Raw genomic sequence first — 17,947 nt, forward strand, 5'->3', positions numbered from 1 at the left:
AAGTCTGACATTCCTGACTAAAATGGTCAACTATTTACTTGACTGTTTTAGTCAGGTATTTAACCTTCTGTGCCTTCATAATATAGGTGCGGCCTGATGCCCTCACCCCAACCCTCTCCCACGGGGAGAGGGGGAAATCGGCACTACTCTTTATTCTTCTGTTCAATCGACGCCAGAATTCCGCGCAGGATGTTCAGCTCCTGGCTTTCCGGACGCGCGCGGGTAAACATGCGGCGCAGCTTGTTCATTACCTGGCCAGGGTGGCCTTCACGGATGAAGCCGGTAGCGAGCAGCGTCTGCTCCAGGTGACCGTAGAAACGCTCAAGGTCGTCCACCAGCGGGTAGGCCGTCTCTTCTTTCGGTTCTGCCTGCTTCTCCTGCGTCGCCAGCCACGCCATACGCACCTCGTAAGCGATAACCTGCACCGCCATTGCCAGGTTCAGCGAGCTGTATTCCGGGTTGGCGGCAATCGCCACGTGGTAGTGGCACTTCTGCAGTTCGTCGTTGGTCAGGCCAACGCGCTCGCGGCCAAACACCAGCGCAACCGGCGCCTGCTCTGCTTCCGAGACGCTTTTCAGGCCGCATTCGCGCGGATCCAGCATCGGCCACGGCAGCGTGCGTGAGCGCGCGCTGGTGCCGACAACGAGGCTGCAGCCGGCCAGCGCTTCGTCGAGGGTATCAACGATCTGCGCATTACCGATCACGTCGCTGGCCCCGGCCGCCAGGGCGATAGCCTGGGAGTCGGGTTTCACCAGCGGATTAACCAGCCACAGGTTCGTTAAGCCCATGGTTTTCATAGCGCGGGCCACAGAGCCCATGTTGCCGGTGTGCGATGTTTCGACCAGCACGATTCGAATGTTTTGCAGCATAATTTTTAGATGTCTGGGTTCAGTGTCTGAAGAATATTCGGGCATATTATCATAAACGGGAGACATAATCCGATCCCGCTGCTATACTCTGCGCCGATTTTCCTGTTCTTTAACATCCAGTGAGAGAGACCGATGCATCCGATGCTGACCATCGCCGTGCGCGCAGCGCGCAAGGCGGGTAATGTAATTGCCAAACACTACGAAACGCCAGACTCCGTAGAAACCAGCCAGAAAGGCAGCAATGATTTCGTGACTAACGTCGATAAAGCCGCAGAAGCGATTATTATCGAAACGATCCGCAAATCTTACCCGCAGCACACCATCATCACCGAAGAAAGCGGTGAACATGAAGGTACCGATCAGGATGTTCAATGGGTTATCGATCCACTGGATGGCACCACCAACTTCGTTAAACGCCTGCCACACTTCTCTGTGTCAATCGCAGTACGCATTAAAGGCCGTACTGAAGTCGCCGTTGTTTACGATCCAATGCGTAACGAACTGTTCACCGCGACCCGCGGTCAGGGCGCGCAGCTGAACGGCTACCGTCTGCGCTGCAGCAATGCACGCGATCTGGACGGCACCATCCTGGCGACCGGCTTCCCGTTCAAGGCGAAGCAGCACGCAACTACCTATATGAATATCCTGGGCAAGCTGTTCACCGAATGCGCGGACTTCCGTCGCACCGGCTCTGCTGCACTGGATCTGGCCTACGTGGCAACCGGCCGCGTTGACGGTTACTTCGAACTGTCACTGAAGCCGTGGGACTTCGCTGCGGGCGAGCTGATCGCACGTGAAGCAGGCGCGATTGTTTGCGACTTCACCGGCGGCCACAACTACATGACCACCGGCAACATCGTTGCGGGTAACCCACGCGTTGTTAAAGCCATGCTGGCCAACATGCGTGACGAGCTGAGCGATGCGCTGAAGCGTTAATCTCCTCATCTCAGCCCTCTCCCCAAAGGGGAGAGGGTGCTAAACGGCGCCGCGCTCATCCACATCGTTACCGCCGCCACCAGCAGAATCACTCCCCCCGCCAGCGCGAGCGTTGTCAATCCTACCTGCCGCCACAGTACCGGCGTTTTATTGCCGCTGAGTTTTACCGCAAGCTGACGGAAGCTGTGAACCAGCAACGCCAAAGACGAAATGGTGAGAGAGGTTCCTGCCGCCATCGCCAGCGCCGAGAGCATGCCCCAGCCGAACACGCCAATCACTTTACTGAACAGCAGCACCATGATTGCCCCCGAGCACGGGCGCATCCCCATAGTGAGAACTATCATCAGCCGCGCGCGCCAGTCGTCACCGCTCTGTAATTGTTCCTGCGTCGGCAGATGCTGATGCCCGCAGCCGCAGTGTTCATCATGAACGTGGTGCGGCGTAAAGGTTTTGAATTTGGGCTTTTGCAGCAGCGCGCGCAGCTTTTTCAGCGCCCGCCAGCAGAGGATCAGCCCCAGCACGCCGACCAGCGCATAGCTGCCCTTCTCCAGCCAGAAGCTGCTCAGGTGCAGCTGGCGCGCGGGAAGCTGTAATAGCGAAAGCACAATCACCACCAGCGCAATCGCCACGCCCCCCTGAAGCAGCGAAGAGGCCAGCGTCAGGCCAATGCTTGATTTCAGCTTCGACGGATGGGTGGCAAGCCAGGTGGTGATGACGATTTTGCCGTGCCCCGGCCCCAGCGCGTGCAGCACGCCATAGATAAAGCTGAACGCCAGCAGGGAACCGCCCGCTTTGGTCGGGTTCTCCGCCACCGCCTTCAGCAGCCCGCTCATCTGCTGGTTGACCTCACGCTGCCAGATGATGCTTTTCATCATCACCTGCGGCCAGGCCTGCCACAGCCAGAGCGAACCGCAAACGGCGAGCAGTAGAAAAAGCGCCAGCGGCCAGAGGTGCAGCCAACGGCGCGGCTTTCGTACCGGAGAGGAGATCACTGACATTGTAACGTCACCTTCTGCGCAAACTGTTTACCCAGTTCCATGTCCTCCGGTGGGGCATCCTCTTTATCAAGAGAGACAGCAAAATTCAGCGTCTCTTCACTGGGCTTCGGGGTGTAAACCGTAATGTTGCAGGTTTTTTGCAACGACGCAGGAAGCTGCACGTCGCTGTCCTCGGCGTAGCTCATATCGACGTAGTACGTTGGGTCAAAGGTGGAAAACGTATAGGTTTGTCCTGCCAGCGACTGCGGGTGCGCCAGTGGGAGCACGAACGTCAGCACCGCCTGATGTCCGTCGCGGGACATGCCGTATTCTGTCGGGCGATTGAGGAACTTCACCTTTTGTCCGTTATGCCAGAACTCGGTGAAGTAGTGCTGCCCGAGCACGTTGGCCATCACTTCTGCCGCCAGCTTTTTCCAGATTTCGTCGCCGGGCTTCGCGTTACCCGCATCATAAAGCAGATCCGCCGAGGTGATTTCATCCATCGTCCAGCGCATTTTCAGGCCGCTCAGCTGCGTGCCGTCGGTGACCAGCTCGGTTTTCAGGCTGATAAAACTGTGAGGATGTGCGCTGGCGGTAAAGGTGATAACCGCCAAAAATAACGCCATCGCATTTTGTTTAACTGTCTGCATCAATTCCTCACGTCAAAAATTCTGTGATGTTCCCCAGCAATCCTGAGTGAAAGGCCTGCCGGCGCGCTTTTCAGCGCCCATCCTTTAGCTATTCTTATCAAACATTCACACTGGATACCCGACAGATGATGACGACGCTTGAAATTCCATCTGTGCTTTCCAGTTCGCAGCGCCGCTGCCAGGTGCTTTTGATGCTTTACCTGCCCGATGCTGCCGTCACCGCACAGAGCATAATCGCTGCCAATGGCGTGGACGAGGTCATGGCACGGCAAGATATAGCCGAGACGCGCGATGAAATCCAGCGCTATCACCGGCTGGATATCGTCACGCACCATGACGGCAGCTACCGAATTGAAGGCACTGCCCTGAATCAGCGTTTATGTCTGCTGCACTGGCTGCGCAGGGCGCTCCGCCTTTGTCCGCAGTTTGTCTCGCACCAGTTTACCCCAGCCTTAAAAACCGCGCTTAAACAGCACGGCATCGCGCGGCCGCTTTACGACGATGCTAACCTGCGGGCGCTGATCGGCTTCTGCTCACGCAAGCTGCAGCGTCAGTTTGAATGCCGGGACGTCCAGTTCTTACAGCTCTACTTGCAATACTGCCTCATCCAGCACCACTTAGGGAATACGCCGCAGTTTTCCCACGCGCAGCGCAGCTGGACCCAGTCGCGGGGAGAGTATTTTACGGCGCAGGAAATTGTTCGTCACTGGAAGCGGCGCGTGCCGCAGGGCGCGCACGTGGATGAGCAGCTGTTTCTGGCGCTGCTGTTTATGATGCTCCGCACGCCCGATCCGGTGCTTGATAAACACCAGCAGGATCAGCGCCTGCGCCGCGCCATTGTGCGCATGGTGGCCCGTTTCCGCTCTCAGACCGGGATGAACTTCAGCGATGAGCAGGGGCTGACCGATCAGCTGTATATCCATCTGGCTCAGGCGCTGGACCGCTCGCTGTTTGAGATCGGTATCGACAATAGCCTGCCCGAGGAAATTCACCGTCTCTATCCCCGGCTGTTACGCACCACGAAAGAGGCACTCTTTGAGCTGGAAGCCGAATTTGGGCTGCGGTTCTCCGATGAAGAGATGGCGCTGGTAGCGGTTATTTTCGGCGCCTGGCTGATGCAGGAGACCGATCTGCATGAAAAACAGGTAGTGCTGCTGACCGGGGAGGATAAATCCTGTGAGGAGGTGATTGAACAGCAGCTGCGCGAATTAACCCTGCTGCCGCTCAACATTCGCTATCTGACGCTGCAGGCGTTCCAGAAAGAGGGGGCACCGCGCGAAGCCGCGCTGGTTATCACCCCCTATCCTACCGTGCTGCCGCTGTTCTCGCCGCCGCTGATCCACGCGGTTGAATCACTTAACGCGCAGCAGCAGGAACATATTCGCGCCATGCTGGAATCGTAGCTACGCCCGTGCGGCCACTTTCGGTCGAACAAACATCGCCGGGAGCGCCACCAGCGCCATGACCCAGAACACGCCGTGTCCCAGATGCTGATACAGAAAGCCCGCAAAGACCGTCATCACCGCAATGCTGCCGCCCATCGCCACCGCAGAGTAGACCGCCTGCAGACGGATCACGTCCCCGCCCTCGCGCGCCGCGATATAGCGCATCGCCGCCAGGTGGCACACGGTGAAGGTGCCGCAGTGAAGGATCTGCGCCACAATCAGCCACGGCAGTTCGGTCGTCCAGCCCATAATCCCCCAGCGCGCCACGCCGCAGACCGCGGAAAGCAGCAGCAGATCGCGCGCGCCGAAGCGGCGGAACAGCTTTTTGCTCAGGGCGAAAATAATGACTTCTGCCACCACCCCCAGCGACCACAGGTAACCAACAGCAGAGGCCGAGTAGCCCGCCCCCTGCCAGTAGATGGCGCTGAAGCCATAGTACGCCGCATGCGCCCCCTGAAGCAGACAGACGCACGCCAGAAAACGCCAGCTCTGGGCCACCAGGCTCCGCCAGGCGGGCCAGCCGGCGCTCTCCTGATGGCGACTCTCCCCTTGCGGCATCACCGACGGGCGCAGCAGCATGCCCAGCAGCATCGAGGCAATACCGATACTCAGCAGCGCCAGAATCGCGCGATAGTCGTAAAGGCTGACCAGTTTCCCCACCAGCGCAGAGCCGATCACGAAGGCAATCGATCCCCAGAGGCGCACGCGACCATAGTCCATGGTGATCTGCTTTTGCCAGGTGTTCGCCAGCGCATCCGTCAGGGGTACCAGCGGGGAGAAGAACAGATTAAAGCCAACCATCACCACCATCAGCCAGGCAAACTGATGGCTGACCCAGAAGCAGGCCGCGAAGACCAACGTCAGCAGGGCCAGAATGCGCACCGCTTTAATCAGTAAGGAGGGATCGCTGACGCGGGGGGCAATCAGCAGGCTTCCGAGGAAACGCGCCACCAGCCCCGCGCCCAGCAGGATGCCAATGGTTTCTGGCGTCAAACCAATTCCCTTGAGCCAGACGCTCCAGAAAGGCAGAAAAATACCGTAGCTAAAGAAGTAGGTGAAGTAGCTGAGCGCCAGCCAGCGCGTGGAATGCAAGACCATGAATCCCTCCCGAAATGGAGGCGATAGTCTGGCGTTTATCCTGCACTTTAGCAAGTCGTTAGCGCGCTATAAATTAACGATAAATTAACGTCCTGGACAGCCGGTCGGCGTATGGCGTGAGCGGCAAAATTGTATTACGTTTAAAAGACATCGCCTGAAGAGGTCGTTTGCCATGAACAGCTTACGTTATTTCGATTTCGGCTCCTCACGCTCCTTCCTGCTATTGATTGCCCGTATTGCCATCGTTGTCCTGTTTATTATTTTTGGCTATCCCAAGCTGACGGGGTTTAGCGGCACCGTTCAGTATATGACGTCGCTCGGCGCCCCCATGCCGATGCTGGCGGCCATTATCGCCGTCGTAATGGAGGTTCCCGCCGCTATCCTGATCGTGCTCGGCTTTTTCACCCGCCCCCTCGCAGTGCTCTTTGTCTTCTATACGCTGGGCACGGCGATTATCGGTCACCACTACTGGGATATGACCGGAGATGCGGTTGTGCCGAATATGATTAATTTCTACAAGAACGTCAGTATTGCTGGCGCGTTTATTTTGCTGGCGATTGTGGGACCGGGGGCCATTTCCCTGGACCGGCGTTAAGCCATAAAAAAAGGCCGCAAGCGCGGCCTTTTTTATTTCTGCAAAGCAGAGGAATTATGCGTATACCGGGAAGCGTGCGCAGATATCCAGAACTTTACCTTTGACGCGCTCGATAACCGCTTCGTCATTGATGTTGTCCAGAACGTCACACATCCAGCCAGCCAGCTCTTTCACTTCCGCTTCTTTAAAGCCGCGACGCGTCACGGCCGGAGAACCGATACGGATACCGGAGGTCACGAACGGGCTCTTCGGATCGTTTGGCACGCTGTTTTTGTTCACGGTGATGTTGGCGCGGCCCAGGGCAGCGTCAGCTTCTTTACCGGTCAGGTTCTTATCAACCAGGTCCAGCAGGAACAGGTGGTTTTCAGTCCCGCCGGATACCACTTTGTAGCCACGGTTCAGGAACACTTCCACCATCGCTTTGGCGTTCTTAGCAACCTGCTGCTGATACACCTTGAACTCTGGCTCCATCGCTTCTTTCAGCGCGACCGCTTTTGCGGCGATAACGTGCATCAGCGGGCCACCCTGCGCGCTTGGGAACACAGCAGAGTTCAGTTTTTTGTACAGCTCTTCGTCACCGCCTTTCGCCAGGATCAGGCCACCGCGTGGACCCGCCAGGGTTTTGTGAGTAGTGGTGGTCACAACGTGAGCGTGAGGAACCGGGTTCGGGTAAACGCCTGCGGCAATAAGGCCCGCAACGTGCGCCATGTCAACGAACAGGTACGCGCCGATGCTGTCTGCGATTTCACGCATTTTTGCCCAGTCAACGATACCGGAGTAAGCAGAGAAGCCACCGATGATCATCTTCGGCTTGTGCTCTTTGGCCTGCTTAGCCATATCTTCGTAGTCAATTTTACCGGACTCATCAATACCGTAAGGAATGATGTTGTACAGTTTGCCGGAGAAGTTAACCGGGGAGCCGTGAGTCAGGTGGCCGCCCTGCGCCAGGTTCATACCCAGAACGGTATCGCCCGGCTGCAGCAGCGCGGTGTAAACAGCGAAGTTAGCCTGAGAGCCGGAGTGCGGCTGAACGTTCGCGTAGTCAGCGCCGAAGAGTGCTTTCGCACGGTCGATAGCCAGCTGCTCAACGATATCAACGTACTCGCAACCGCCGTAGTAGCGCTTGCCCGGGTAACCTTCAGCGTATTTGTTGGTCAGCTGAGAGCCCTGCGCCTGCATTACGCGCGGGCTGGTGTAGTTTTCGGAGGCGATCAGTTCGATGTGCTCTTCCTGACGTACTTTTTCCTGCTCCATAGCCTGCCACAGTTCGGCATCATAATCGGCAATGTTCATTTCACGCTTTAACATCCGCATCTCCTGACTCAGCTAACAAGTAAATTTTGGCCTGAAAAGGCAGTCCTGTTGGACGACGGGCAACAGTATAACTGAATAGTTCTGTGATAACAGGTCTTGACAAACGATTTTACGCAAACGTTTTCCTTCACGCCACGCAAGGGTTTGAGGAATAAAGATCTCACTATTTCCAGCGGATTTCTTTTCAGGTTTGTGATGCGTATTTTTCATCTTGCAAAGAACCATTTACAAAGCATGGGTATTTTTTATAAGATGCATTTAAAATACATCATTAAGTAATACCAGAAGGAAGCTGCCATGCTTGACGCTCAAACCATCGCTACCGTTAAATCCACCATTCCCCTGCTGGTGGAAACCGGCCCTAAACTTACCGCCCATTTCTACGATCGCATGTTCACGCACAATCCGGAGCTCAAAGAGATTTTCAATATGAGCAACCAGCGTAACGGCGATCAGCGTGAAGCGCTTTTCAACGCCATCGCGGCCTACGCCAGTAATATCGAAAACCTGGCGGCGTTGCTGCCTGCGGTGGAAAAAATCGCGCAGAAGCACACCAGCTTCCAGATCCAACCCGAGCAGTACAACATCGTCGGCACTCACCTGCTGGCAACGCTGGACGAAATGTTCAGCCCGGGCCAGGAGGTGCTGGACGCCTGGGGTAAAGCCTACGGCGTGCTGGCAAACGTGTTTATCAACCGTGAAGCGCAGATCTACAGCGAAAACGCCAGCAAGAACGGCGGCTGGGAAGGAACGCGCGCCTTCCGTATCGTCGAGAAAACGCCGCGCAGCGCGCTTATCACCAGTTTTGAATTTGAGCCGGTTGACGGCCAGCCGGTGGCCGATTACCAGCCGGGCCAGTATCTGGGCGTATGGCTGAAGCCTGAAGGCTTCCCGCATCAGGAGATCCGCCAGTACTCTCTGACCCGCAAACCAAACGGCAAAGGCTACCGCATTGCGGTGAAGCGCGAGGACGGCGGCCAGGTATCCAACTGGCTGCATAACGAAGCGAGCGTGGGCCACGTGGTCCATCTGGCCGCGCCGGCGGGCGACTTCTTTATGGCCATTGAAACCAATATCCCGGTCACGCTGATCTCCGCGGGCGTGGGCCAAACGCCAATGCTGGCGATGCTGGATACGCTGGCGAAAGCAAACCACAGCGCGCAGGTTAACTGGTTCCACGCAGCGGAGAACGGCGACGTGCACGCCTTTGCGGATGAAGTGAAAGCGCTGGGAGCGACCCTGCCGCGTTTCACCGCGCATACCTGGTATCGCCTGCCGACGGAGGCAGACCGCACTGCCGCACGCTTTGACAGCGAAGGACTGATGAATTTAAGCCAGATGGAAGGGGCGTTTAGCGCGCCGGAAATGCAGTTCTACGTCTGTGGACCCGTGGCGTTTATGCAGTATGCTGCGAAGCAGCTGGTTGAGCTGGGCGTGAATAAAGACAACATTCATTACGAATGTTTCGGGCCGCATAAGGTGCTGTAACGCAAAAAGCCCCTCGTTCGAGGGGCTTTTTTTTCGCCGGGTGGCGAATGGTTAAATCGCGGCGTCGTCTTCTTCGCCGGTACGGATACGGATCACGCGCGCCACGTCAAAGACGAAGATTTTGCCGTCGCCAATTTTGCCCGTCTGCGCCGTGCGGATAATGGTATCCACGCAGGTATCGACGATATCGTCGCTGACCACGATTTCAATTTTCACTTTCGGCAGAAAGTCGACCATGTACTCTGCGCCACGATAAAGCTCGGTGTGGCCCTTCTGACGACCAAAACCTTTCACTTCCGTCACGGTCATCCCGGTGATGCCTACTTCCGCCAGCGCTTCACGTACATCATCCAGTTTGAAAGGTTTAATAATCGCATCAATCTTTTTCATGGTGGGTCCTTAAACTCTTGCCTGTAAGCTGCCTCGTAATCGATTGCTCACAGTACCATACGGCATTACTCTTTAAAATCGTTTGCTTCCAGCTCGTGGCGTGAGAGCAGCTTATAGAACTCGGTGCGGTTGCGTCCGGCCATCCGCGCCGCGTGGGTCACGTTGCCTTTGGTTATCTGCAGCAGCTTGCGCAGATAGTTCAGCTCGAACTGGTTACGCGCTTCCGCAAACGTCGGCAAGGCCGTGTTCTCCCCTTCCAGCGCCTGTTCCACCAGCGCGTCGCTGATAACGGGCGAGGACGTTAGCGCCACGCACTGCTCAATCACGTTCACCAACTGGCGCACGTTACCCGGCCAGCTGGCGGCCATCAGCCGTTTCATCGCATCAGTCGAAAAGGCGCGCACGAACGGTTTATGCCGATCTGCCGCCTGGCGCAGGAGGTGATTCGCCAGCAGCGGAATATCTTCCGCACGCTCCGCCAGCGCCGGGATCTTCAGGTTCACCACGTTCAGACGGTAGTAGAGATCTTCACGGAACTCGTTGCGGGCCATCACTTTGGGCAAGTCGCGGTGGGTAGCGGAAATGATTCGCACGTTAATATCAATATCGCGGTTGCTGCCCAACGGGCGCACTTTGCGCTCCTGAAGTACGCGCAACAGTTTGACCTGCAGCGGCGCAGGCATGTCGCCAATTTCGTCGAGGAACAGCGTGCCGCCTTCCGCGGCCTGGAACAGCCCTTCCCGGCTGCTTACCGCGCCGGTAAATGCGCCGCGGGCATGGCCAAAAAGTTCAGACTCAAGAAGCTGCTCTGGCAGGGCACCGCAGTTAATGGCGATAAAGGCATTTTTACTGCGCGGGCTGGCGTTGTGGATCGCCTGCGCCAGGATCTCTTTCCCGGTTCCGCTCTGGCCGTTAATCAACACGCTGACGTCTGACTGTGCGACCATTCGCGCCTGCTCAAGCAGACGCAGCATTATCGGGCTGCGGGTGACGATAGATTCACGCCATGCGTCGTCTCCGGAGGGCGCGGCGTGCTCCAGCGCGCTGTCGATAGCTTTGTAGAGCGCGTCTTTATCTACCGGCTTGGTGAGGAAGCTGAATACGCCCTGCTGGGTTGCGGCGACGGCATCCGGGATTGACCCGTGCGCCGTCAGGATAATGACCGGCATGCCAGGCTGCTGCTTCTGGATTTCGGCGAACAGCTGCATGCCATCCATTTCGTCCATCCGCAGGTCGCTGATCACCAGGTCAATCTTTTCGCGGCTGAGGACTTTAAGCCCCTCCTGCCCGCTTTCCGCGGTCACCACGGTGTAGCCTTCACTGACCAGACGCATCCCCAGCAGCTTTAACAGGCCGGGATCGTCATCCACCAGTAAAAGATGGGCTGGTTTACGGCTCGTCATGCTTCACATCCTCTTGTTTCGGCATATCGCTGTCCGGTGCAGCAGATGAACTACCAGGCTGATATTTACGCGACGAGAGCTGTCTTTCGATATCGGTCAGGTTTTCCAGCTTTCGCGTCGTGGTATCCAGCTGAGTACGTAAATGCTGTTGCTGTTGGCGCAGCGTATCCAGCTCGCTGTCGGTTGACTGCTGTAACTTGCTGTAGCGGGAGCGCTCTTCAGACAACTGCAGCTGTAACGTCTGCCCATCCCGCCAGAGCTGGTATACCGGGCGCACCTGTGCGGGAAGATTGATCACAAACGTGTCCAGACGGGTCACGTTGGCCCGACGTTCAACGGGGGTAATTTTCGCATCGGCCAGTAAAATCCCACGCTTGAAAGCGTCCTGCCAGGTGTCTTCATCCAGCATCGCCGCCTTCATGCGGGCGTCTACCGGCGCAAGCCGCTGGGCGCAATCTATTCCGCGCAGCCAGAACAGCGGATTATTTTCGACATCATGCCCTGACAGATTCCAGATATCCTCACAGCGGGTAGAGAGGAAATCCGCCAGCTGGTTATCGGGCCATTTGTCTTCCTGTTTACCGCTTATCGCACTTTGCGGCGCATGGGAAACGCACCCCGCCAGAACTAAACAGGGCAGACTCAGGCGACCCGCTTTGCTGGAAAACACCGCGCGTATGGCGCGGAAAAAGACGTGTGACATACTCACCAGATATAGATTCATTTTATTAATTTTTCCGGCTCAGGGGCAGTTCAATACGGAAGCAAACATCTGAACGTTCGTCCGTGGCAATGTTTAGCTCACCCTGCATGCGTCGTATGCAGTCCCGGGCAATGCTTAATCCCAGACCGCTTCCTTTTACCGCGCCTTTCCGCTGATGACTCCCCTGGAAAAAGGGTTCGAAGATCATGGTTTTTTCGTCATCGGGGATCGGGGTGCCGGTGTTTGCGACGTCAATAAACACCCGGGAGCCCTTCGTATAACTTCGGATATAAATGTTACCGGATTCAGTACCATAGTGCACCGCATTGGAGTAAAGATTATCCAGAACGCTCATTAATAGCATGGGTTCAGCCAGGCAGGTCAGCGCATTCAGCTCCACCCCGGTATGCATCATTTTAGCTCTTGCCGGCAAGCTATGGGCGGAGATCACCATATCCACCAGTGGCTCAATCTCCACCTCTTCCAGTACCACCGTCCCGTCAGCCAGCTTGCGGTTGTAATCCAGAAGCTGCTCGATCAGCTTTTGCAAATTGCGGCTGCTGGCGTCCAGAATTTCGACAATCTCTTTCTGCTCCGGCGTAAGCGGCCCTGCCACCTCGTCCGCCAGCAGCTCCGTTCCTTCACGCATGCTGGCCAGCGGGGTTTTCAGCTCATGGGAAATATGGCGCAGGAACTGATGACGCTGGGATTCCAGCCACGCCAGGCGCTCGGATAGCCAGATAATGCGCTGACCGACGGATCGCAGCTCGCGCGGGCCTTTAAAGGCAACCGTATCCCCGAGCGATTTCCCCTCCCCCAGGCGGTTGATCATACGCTGAATACCCTTCACCGGGCCGATGATCATGCGGGTAAAGAGCAGCACCAGCCCGAGGCTCACGAGGAACAGCACCAGCGCCTGCCAGCCGAAGAACTGGCCGCGCTCGGCAATCTCCTGCTGCAGCTGCTGGCCGCGAGAGAAAATGACCGTGCGCGTTGACTGCACCATTTCGGTATTGGCGGCGGCGAATGCCTCAAGGCGCGCGGCGGCAGCCGCATCCGGGCCGCTGTTCTGGCACTGCAGCTGCGCGAGATCGTTCAGATCCTGACGTAACGCCTGATACAGCCTGTCGTCCGGCAGCACGCCCGCGTGGGCATCCAGCATTTCGCTGTAGCGCTTGCGCTGGCTCTGGTAGACCTTCTCCAGCGTCCGATCGTCGAGCACGCAGTACTGACGATAGCTACGCTCCATCTCCAGCGCGGCGTTGGTCATCGCTTCACTGCGTCTGGCATCGATAAGCGTGGTGCGGTTCGTCAGTGCCGCCTGGGCACTCAGCGCGTTGAGGCTCTGCCATGCCTGCCAGGCGAGGATCAGCAGCGGCAGCAGGATCAGCAGAAAGGCCATCATCACGAGCTGTCGCAGGGAGCGGGGAAAAACGGGCCAGCGTTTCAACGCATTACTCTCTTCATGGGGTTTACGGAGAGCGTAACTGAGTCTGCCCTTCAGATACAACAAAGCCGGGTAAAAACCCGGCTTTGTTATGGAATAAGGCGGTGCCTAACTCGACGTTTCGCCCTGGCCTGATAAAGCATCGCTATGATCAGTAGTTGGACGGCAGGCACCTTTTTGTGCGTCATTCGAAGTTTATGTAGCACGTCCCGAAGGGGCTGACATAAGAAGGTGAATGAGCCACTGGTTAATATTATGCAACACCCATGCCAGAATGCAAAACAAAATATTAACATATTGAAATATATATCTTTTATTCGTTTAATCTATTTATTGTGCGCTGAATGATTTCCAGGCTAAGTGTCGCTATTAAGCAACACCTTAACGGGAACCTGTCCTGCCATATATAAATCAATGAGTTAAGTGTCTCCATTTGGAGACACCCCTATACCTTCTTTGTCGCAATTTTGCGACACGCATAAAAAAACCCGGTGGCGCTACGCTCACCGGGCCTACAAAGTACCTGCTTTACATCTTAACCCAGCTGTTTACGCGCGTTGCGGAAGATACGCATCCACGGGCTATCCTCGCCCCAGTTTTCCGGGTGCCAGGAGTTGCTCACGGTACGGAACACGCGTTCAGGGTGCGGCATCATGATGGTCGCGCGACCGCTTTCGCTGGTCACCGCCGTAATACCGTTGACGGAGCCGTTCGGGTTCGCCGGATAGGTTTCCGTGACCTTGCCAAAGTTATCGACAAAGCGCAGCGCCACCAGGCCTTTGCTCTCGAGCTGCGCCAGATGGGCCGCATCGCGCACTTCTACCTGACCTTCGCCGTGGGAAACGGCGATTGGCATCTGAGAGCCAACCATCCCCTGCAGCAGCAGAGACGGGCTCTGAGTCACTTCAACCAGACTGAAGCGCGCTTCGAAGCGGTCGGACTGGTTGCGCACAAAGCGTGGCCAGGCTTCGCTGCCCGGGATCAGCTCGCGCAGGTTAGACATCATCTGGCAGCCGTTGCACACGCCCAGCGCCAGGGTTTGCGGACGATGGAAGAAGGTCTCGAACTCGTCGCGCACGCGGCTGTTAAACAGAATGGACTTCGCCCAGCCTTCGCCTGCGCCCAGCACGTCGCCGTAGGAGAAACCGCCGCACGCCACCAGCGCATGGAAATCTTCCAGACCGGTACGCCCGGCCAGCAGGTCGCTCATGTGGACGTCGATAGCGTCAAAGCCCGCGCGGTGGAAGGCTGCCGCCATCTCAACGTGGGAGTTAACGCCCTGCTCGCGCAGCACGGCCACTTTCGGACGTGCGCCGGTCGCAATGTACGGCGCAGCGATGTCTTCGTTGATGTCGAAGGAGAGCTTCACGTTCAGGCCTGGATCGTTGTCGTTAGCCTTGGCGTTGTGTTCCTGATCGGCACATTCCGGGTTATCGCGCAGGCGCTGCATCTGCCATGTAGTTTCTGCCCACCACATGCGCAGCGTGGTGCGGCTTTCGCTGAACACGGCGTAACCGTCGGCCTCAATGACGAAGCGGTCGCCCTGAACGGCTTTCCCCAGATAGTGGACGCAGTCTGCCAGACCGTGCTTCGCCAGAATCGCTTCCACCGCCTCGCGGTCTGCGGCGCGAACCTGAATCACCGCACCCAGCTCTTCGTTAAACAGCGCCGCCAGGCGGTCTTCGCCAAGCGTTGCAATGTTCGCTTCCACGCCGCAGTGGCCGGTGAAGGCCATCTCTGCCAGGGTCACCAGCAGGCCGCCGTCGGAACGGTCGTGGTAGGCCAGCAGCTTGCGCTGTGCCACCAGCGCCTGAATTGCGTCGTAGAAACCTTTTAGCTGCGCCACGTCGCGCACGTCGGCTGGCTTGTCGCCAAGTTGACGGTAAACCTGCGCCAGTGCGGTGGCGCCCAGCGCGTTGTGGCCCTTACCCAGGTCAATCAACAACAGGGCGTTATCTTCGGTCGCCAGCTGCGGCGTAACGGTATGGCGCACGTCTTCCACGCGGGCAAACGCAGTGATCACCAGCGACAGCGGAGACGTCATCTCGCGCTGCTCGTTACCCTCCTGCCAGCGGGTTTTCATCGACATGGAGTCTTTACCCACCGGAATGGTCAGGCCGAGGGCTGGACACAGCTCCTCACCCACCGCTTTCACGGCTTCATACAGGCCAGCGTCTTCCCCCGGGTGACCGGCTGCCGCCATCCAGTTCGCGGAAAGTTTGATACGTTTGATGTCGCCAATCTGCGTCGCCGCGATGTTGGTCAGCGCTTCACCGACCGCCAGTCGTGCAGAGGCGGCGAAGTCCAGCAGCGCCACCGGGGTGCGTTCGCCCAGCGCCATCGCTTCGCCGTAGTAGCTGTCGAGGCTCGCGGTGGTCACGGCGCAGTTCGCCACCGGGATCTGCCACGGGCCAACCATCTGATCGCGCGACACCATACCGGTCACGGTGCGGTCGCCGATGGTCACCAGGAAGGTTTTCTCTGCCACAGCAGGCAGGTGCAGCACGCGGTTGACCGCTTCCGCCACGGTAATGCCCTGGCGATCCAGCGCTTTGCCCGCTGCTTTACGGGTTGTTACGTCGCGGGTCATCTTCGGCGTTTTACCGAGCAGCACGTCCAGCGGCAGATCGATCGGCTGGTTGTCGAAATGGGTGTCGCTCAGAGTCAGGTGCTGCTCTTCGGTCGCTTCACCGATGACGGCATACGGCGCGCGCTCGCGGCGGCACAGCTCGTCAAACAGCGGCAACTGGTCGGCCGCAACCGCCAGCACATAGCGCTCCTGGGATTCGTTACACCAGATTTCGAGCGGGCTCATGCCCGGCTCATCGCTCAGGATATCGCGCAGGTTGAAACGGCCACCGCGACCGCCGTCGCTCACCAGCTCCGGCATAGCGTTGGACAGACCGCCCGCGCCCACGTCGTGGATGAACAGAATCGGGTTAGCATCGCCCAACTGCCAGCAGCGGTCGATCACTTCCTGGCAGCGACGCTCCATCTCAGGGTTGTCACGCTGCACGGAGGCAAAATCGAGATCCGCATCAGACTGGCCGGAGGCCATAGAGGAGGCCGCGCCGCCGCCCAGACCGATGTTCATCGCCGGGCCGCCCAGCACGATCAGCTTCGCGCCGACGACGATCTCGCCTTTCTGCACGTGATCGGCACGGATGTTGCCGATCCCGCCTGCCAGCATGATCGGTTTGTGGTAGCCACGCAGCTCTTCGCCGTTGTGGCTGTCCACCTTCTCTTCGTAGGTACGGAAGTAACCGTTCAGCGCCGGACGTCCAAATTCGTTGTTAAACGCCGCGCCGCCCAGCGGACCTTCGGTCATGATATCCAGCGCGGTCACGATGCGCTCTGGCTTGCCGAAATCTTCTTCCCACGGCTGTTCAAAGCCAGGGATGCGCAGGTTAGAAACGGAAAAGCCGACCAGACCCGCTTTTGGTTTCGCCCCACGACCGGTCGCCCCTTCGTCACGGATTTCGCCGCCGGAGCCGGTCGCCGCACCCGGCCACGGAGAAATGGCCGTCGGGTGGTTGTGGGTTTCCACTTTCATCAGAATATGCGCAGGCTCCTGATGGAAGTCATAGCGCCCTGCTTCACGATCGGCGAAGAAGCGGCCCACCTCGGAACCTTCCATCACCGCGGCGTTGTCTTTATAGGCAGACAGCACGTGGTCAGGGGTTTGTTCCATGGTGTTTTTGATCATTTTGAACAGCGACTTCGGCTGCTGTTCGCCGTCGATAATCCAGTCGGCGTTGAAAATCTTGTGGCGGCAGTGCTCAGAGTTGGCCTGCGCGAACATGTAGAGTTCGATGTCGTTCGGGTTGCGGTTGAGCTTAACGAACGCGTCCTGCAGGTAGTCAATTTCGTCTTCTGCCAGCGCCAGGCCGAGACGCAGGTTGGCGTCAATCAGCGCCTGACGGCCCTGCCCCAGCAGGTCCACGCTCTGTACCGGCGCAGGCTGATGATGGGAGAAAAGCTTCTGTGCGTCATCAAGAGAGGCAAAGACGCTCTCCATCATGCGGTCGTGCAATTCAGCCGCAACCGCCTGCCACTGCGCGTCGCTCAAGGTAGAGGCTTCGACGTAGTACGCTACGCCGCGCTCCAGACGGTTAATCTGGCTCAGGCCGCAGTTGTGGGCAATGTCGGTGGCTTTGGAAGACCAGGGGGAGATGGTGCCCGGACGCGGCGTCGCAAGGATCAGTTTGCCGGTTGGCGTATGGCTGCTCAGATTTGGGCCATACTTGAGCAGGCGTTCCAGCTGTACGCGCTCCTCTGCATTCAGGGGGGCATTCAGGTCAGCAAAATGGACATACTCAGCGTAAATATTGCTTACCGGAAGGTCGGCCGCCTGAAAACGTGCCAGCAGTTTGGTAATACGGAAGGCAGACAGTGCAGGCGAACCACGCAGAATTTCCATCATAAGTCTCTCGTCTTCGAAGCGCCGGGGCGCTTACAGTGTGCGCAAGGGGGGAAAACGGGCGTCATTATAGATAATCCTGAGCGCCGACGAAACCGTTTGCGTCGAAATAAAATCGACTTCAGCGTTTAACAATAGATGTGACCTGTCTCTCTAATTGGTTGCCAAGTGGCGCAAGTTTACGCAAAATGCCGCTCATTCAATGACAAACC

Annotated in this window: 14 protein-coding genes; 4 read left to right on the forward strand and 10 right to left on the reverse strand. The window is 57.6% G+C overall.

Going from position 1 to position 17,947, the window contains the following annotated elements:
- Positions 1-143: 143 nt before the first annotated feature.
- Positions 144-869 (reverse strand): tRNA (cytosine(32)/uridine(32)-2'-O)-methyltransferase TrmJ, encoded by a 726-nt coding sequence (gene trmJ / locus HBA26_RS02910; protein ID WP_028014076.1) that lies wholly within the window; start codon positions 867-869, stop codon positions 144-146.
- Positions 870-1,001: 132 nt separating this feature from the next.
- Here trmJ and suhB point away from each other — a divergent pair, with 132 nt between their 5' ends.
- Positions 1,002-1,805: an inositol-1-monophosphatase gene (suhB, locus tag HBA26_RS02915; RefSeq protein WP_028014077.1), complete on the forward strand. Its 804-nt coding sequence runs from the start codon at positions 1,002-1,004 to the stop codon at positions 1,803-1,805.
- 5 nt (positions 1,806-1,810) lie between these two features.
- On the opposite strand, the gene HBA26_RS02920 is transcribed toward suhB, so the two are convergent.
- Together HBA26_RS02920 and HBA26_RS02925 are read right to left on the reverse strand one after the other, a co-directional pair.
- A complete protein-coding gene (locus HBA26_RS02920; protein ID WP_126345890.1) occupies positions 1,811-2,803 on the reverse strand; it encodes a nickel/cobalt transporter in 993 nt (330 codons plus the stop codon).
- The gene (locus HBA26_RS02925) at positions 2,794-3,432 is read right to left on the reverse strand and encodes a DUF1007 family protein (protein ID WP_045260176.1); all 639 of its coding nucleotides are present in this window, start codon (positions 3,430-3,432) and stop codon (positions 2,794-2,796) included. The genes HBA26_RS02920 and HBA26_RS02925 overlap by 10 nt, the downstream gene beginning before the upstream one ends.
- A gap of 125 nt (positions 3,433-3,557) precedes the next feature.
- On the opposite strand from HBA26_RS02925, the gene csiE reads away from it, so the two are divergent.
- Entirely contained in the window at positions 3,558-4,835 is a 1,278-nt protein-coding gene (gene csiE, locus HBA26_RS02930) for a stationary phase inducible protein CsiE (protein WP_049001532.1), read from the forward strand.
- Here the strand turns inward: csiE and HBA26_RS02935 are convergent, their stop codons facing one another.
- On the reverse strand, positions 4,836-5,975 hold the full coding sequence (locus HBA26_RS02935; protein ID WP_048960048.1) for a 3-phenylpropionate MFS transporter: 1,140 nt from the start codon (positions 5,973-5,975) through the stop codon (positions 4,836-4,838).
- A 172-nt stretch (positions 5,976-6,147) separates the two neighbouring features.
- Between HBA26_RS02935 and HBA26_RS02940 the strand changes: the two genes are divergently transcribed.
- Positions 6,148-6,570 carry a DoxX family protein gene (locus tag HBA26_RS02940; protein ID WP_028014082.1) on the forward strand — a complete coding sequence of 141 codons (423 nt, stop codon included), beginning with the start codon at positions 6,148-6,150 and terminating at the stop codon, positions 6,568-6,570.
- A gap of 54 nt (positions 6,571-6,624) precedes the next feature.
- Here HBA26_RS02940 and glyA read toward each other — a convergent pair whose 3' ends face one another.
- Entirely contained in the window at positions 6,625-7,878 is a 1,254-nt protein-coding gene (gene glyA, locus HBA26_RS02945) for a serine hydroxymethyltransferase (RefSeq protein WP_025757663.1), read from the reverse strand.
- Positions 7,879-8,181: 303 nt separating this feature from the next.
- Between glyA and hmpA the strand changes: the two genes are divergently transcribed.
- Entirely contained in the window at positions 8,182-9,372 is a 1,191-nt protein-coding gene (gene hmpA / locus HBA26_RS02950) for an NO-inducible flavohemoprotein (protein ID WP_126345888.1), read from the forward strand.
- Positions 9,373-9,423: 51 nt separating this feature from the next.
- On the opposite strand, the gene glnB is transcribed toward hmpA, so the two are convergent.
- The 5 genes from glnB to purL form a co-directional block, all read right to left on the reverse strand.
- A complete protein-coding gene (gene glnB, locus HBA26_RS02955; protein WP_003860685.1) occupies positions 9,424-9,762 on the reverse strand; it encodes a nitrogen regulatory protein P-II in 339 nt (112 codons plus the stop codon).
- A 65-nt stretch (positions 9,763-9,827) separates the two neighbouring features.
- Positions 9,828-11,165, reverse strand: a complete 1,338-nt coding sequence (gene glrR / locus HBA26_RS02960) for a two-component system response regulator GlrR (protein WP_028014084.1) — start codon at positions 11,163-11,165, stop codon at positions 9,828-9,830.
- Positions 11,152-11,889 carry a two-component system QseEF-associated lipoprotein QseG gene (qseG, locus tag HBA26_RS02965; RefSeq protein WP_028014085.1) on the reverse strand — a complete coding sequence of 246 codons (738 nt, stop codon included), beginning with the start codon at positions 11,887-11,889 and terminating at the stop codon, positions 11,152-11,154. The genes glrR and qseG overlap by 14 nt, the downstream gene beginning before the upstream one ends.
- A 4-nt stretch (positions 11,890-11,893) precedes the next feature.
- The gene (gene qseE, locus HBA26_RS02970; RefSeq protein WP_126345887.1) at positions 11,894-13,318 is read right to left on the reverse strand and encodes a two component system sensor histidine kinase QseE/GlrK; all 1,425 of its coding nucleotides are present in this window, start codon (positions 13,316-13,318) and stop codon (positions 11,894-11,896) included.
- Positions 13,319-13,850: 532 nt separating this feature from the next.
- The gene (purL, locus tag HBA26_RS02975; RefSeq protein WP_100169865.1) at positions 13,851-17,738 is read right to left on the reverse strand and encodes a phosphoribosylformylglycinamidine synthase; all 3,888 of its coding nucleotides are present in this window, start codon (positions 17,736-17,738) and stop codon (positions 13,851-13,853) included.
- Between the last annotated feature and the right edge of the window lie 209 nt (positions 17,739-17,947).

Source organism: Enterobacter sp. 725m/11, from assembly GCF_011683705.1.
GTDB classification, from domain to species: Bacteria; Pseudomonadota; Gammaproteobacteria; order Enterobacterales; family Enterobacteriaceae; genus Enterobacter; species Enterobacter bugandensis.

Bases quoted from the DNA above. Each gene is read 5' to 3' on its own strand.
- trmJ (WP_028014076.1), bottom strand. From the start codon at position 869: ATGCTGCAAAACATTCGAATCGTGCTGGTCGAAACATCGCACACCGGC.
- suhB (WP_028014077.1), top strand. From the start codon at position 1,002: ATGCATCCGATGCTGACCATCGCCGTGCGCGCAGCGCGCAAGGCGGGT.
- HBA26_RS02920 (WP_126345890.1), bottom strand. From the start codon at position 2,803: ATGTCAGTGATCTCCTCTCCGGTACGAAAGCCGCGCCGTTGGCTGCAC.
- HBA26_RS02925 (WP_045260176.1), bottom strand. From the start codon at position 3,432: ATGCAGACAGTTAAACAAAATGCGATGGCGTTATTTTTGGCGGTTATC.
- csiE (WP_049001532.1), top strand. From the start codon at position 3,558: ATGATGACGACGCTTGAAATTCCATCTGTGCTTTCCAGTTCGCAGCGC.
- HBA26_RS02935 (WP_048960048.1), bottom strand. From the start codon at position 5,975: ATGGTCTTGCATTCCACGCGCTGGCTGGCGCTCAGCTACTTCACCTAC.
- HBA26_RS02940 (WP_028014082.1), top strand. From the start codon at position 6,148: ATGAACAGCTTACGTTATTTCGATTTCGGCTCCTCACGCTCCTTCCTG.
- glyA (WP_025757663.1), bottom strand. From the start codon at position 7,878: ATGTTAAAGCGTGAAATGAACATTGCCGATTATGATGCCGAACTGTGG.
- hmpA (WP_126345888.1), top strand. From the start codon at position 8,182: ATGCTTGACGCTCAAACCATCGCTACCGTTAAATCCACCATTCCCCTG.
- glnB (WP_003860685.1), bottom strand. From the start codon at position 9,762: ATGAAAAAGATTGATGCGATTATTAAACCTTTCAAACTGGATGATGTA.
- glrR (WP_028014084.1), bottom strand. From the start codon at position 11,165: ATGACGAGCCGTAAACCAGCCCATCTTTTACTGGTGGATGACGATCCC.
- qseG (WP_028014085.1), bottom strand. From the start codon at position 11,889: ATGAATCTATATCTGGTGAGTATGTCACACGTCTTTTTCCGCGCCATA.
- purL (WP_100169865.1), bottom strand. From the start codon at position 17,738: ATGATGGAAATTCTGCGTGGTTCGCCTGCACTGTCTGCCTTCCGTATT.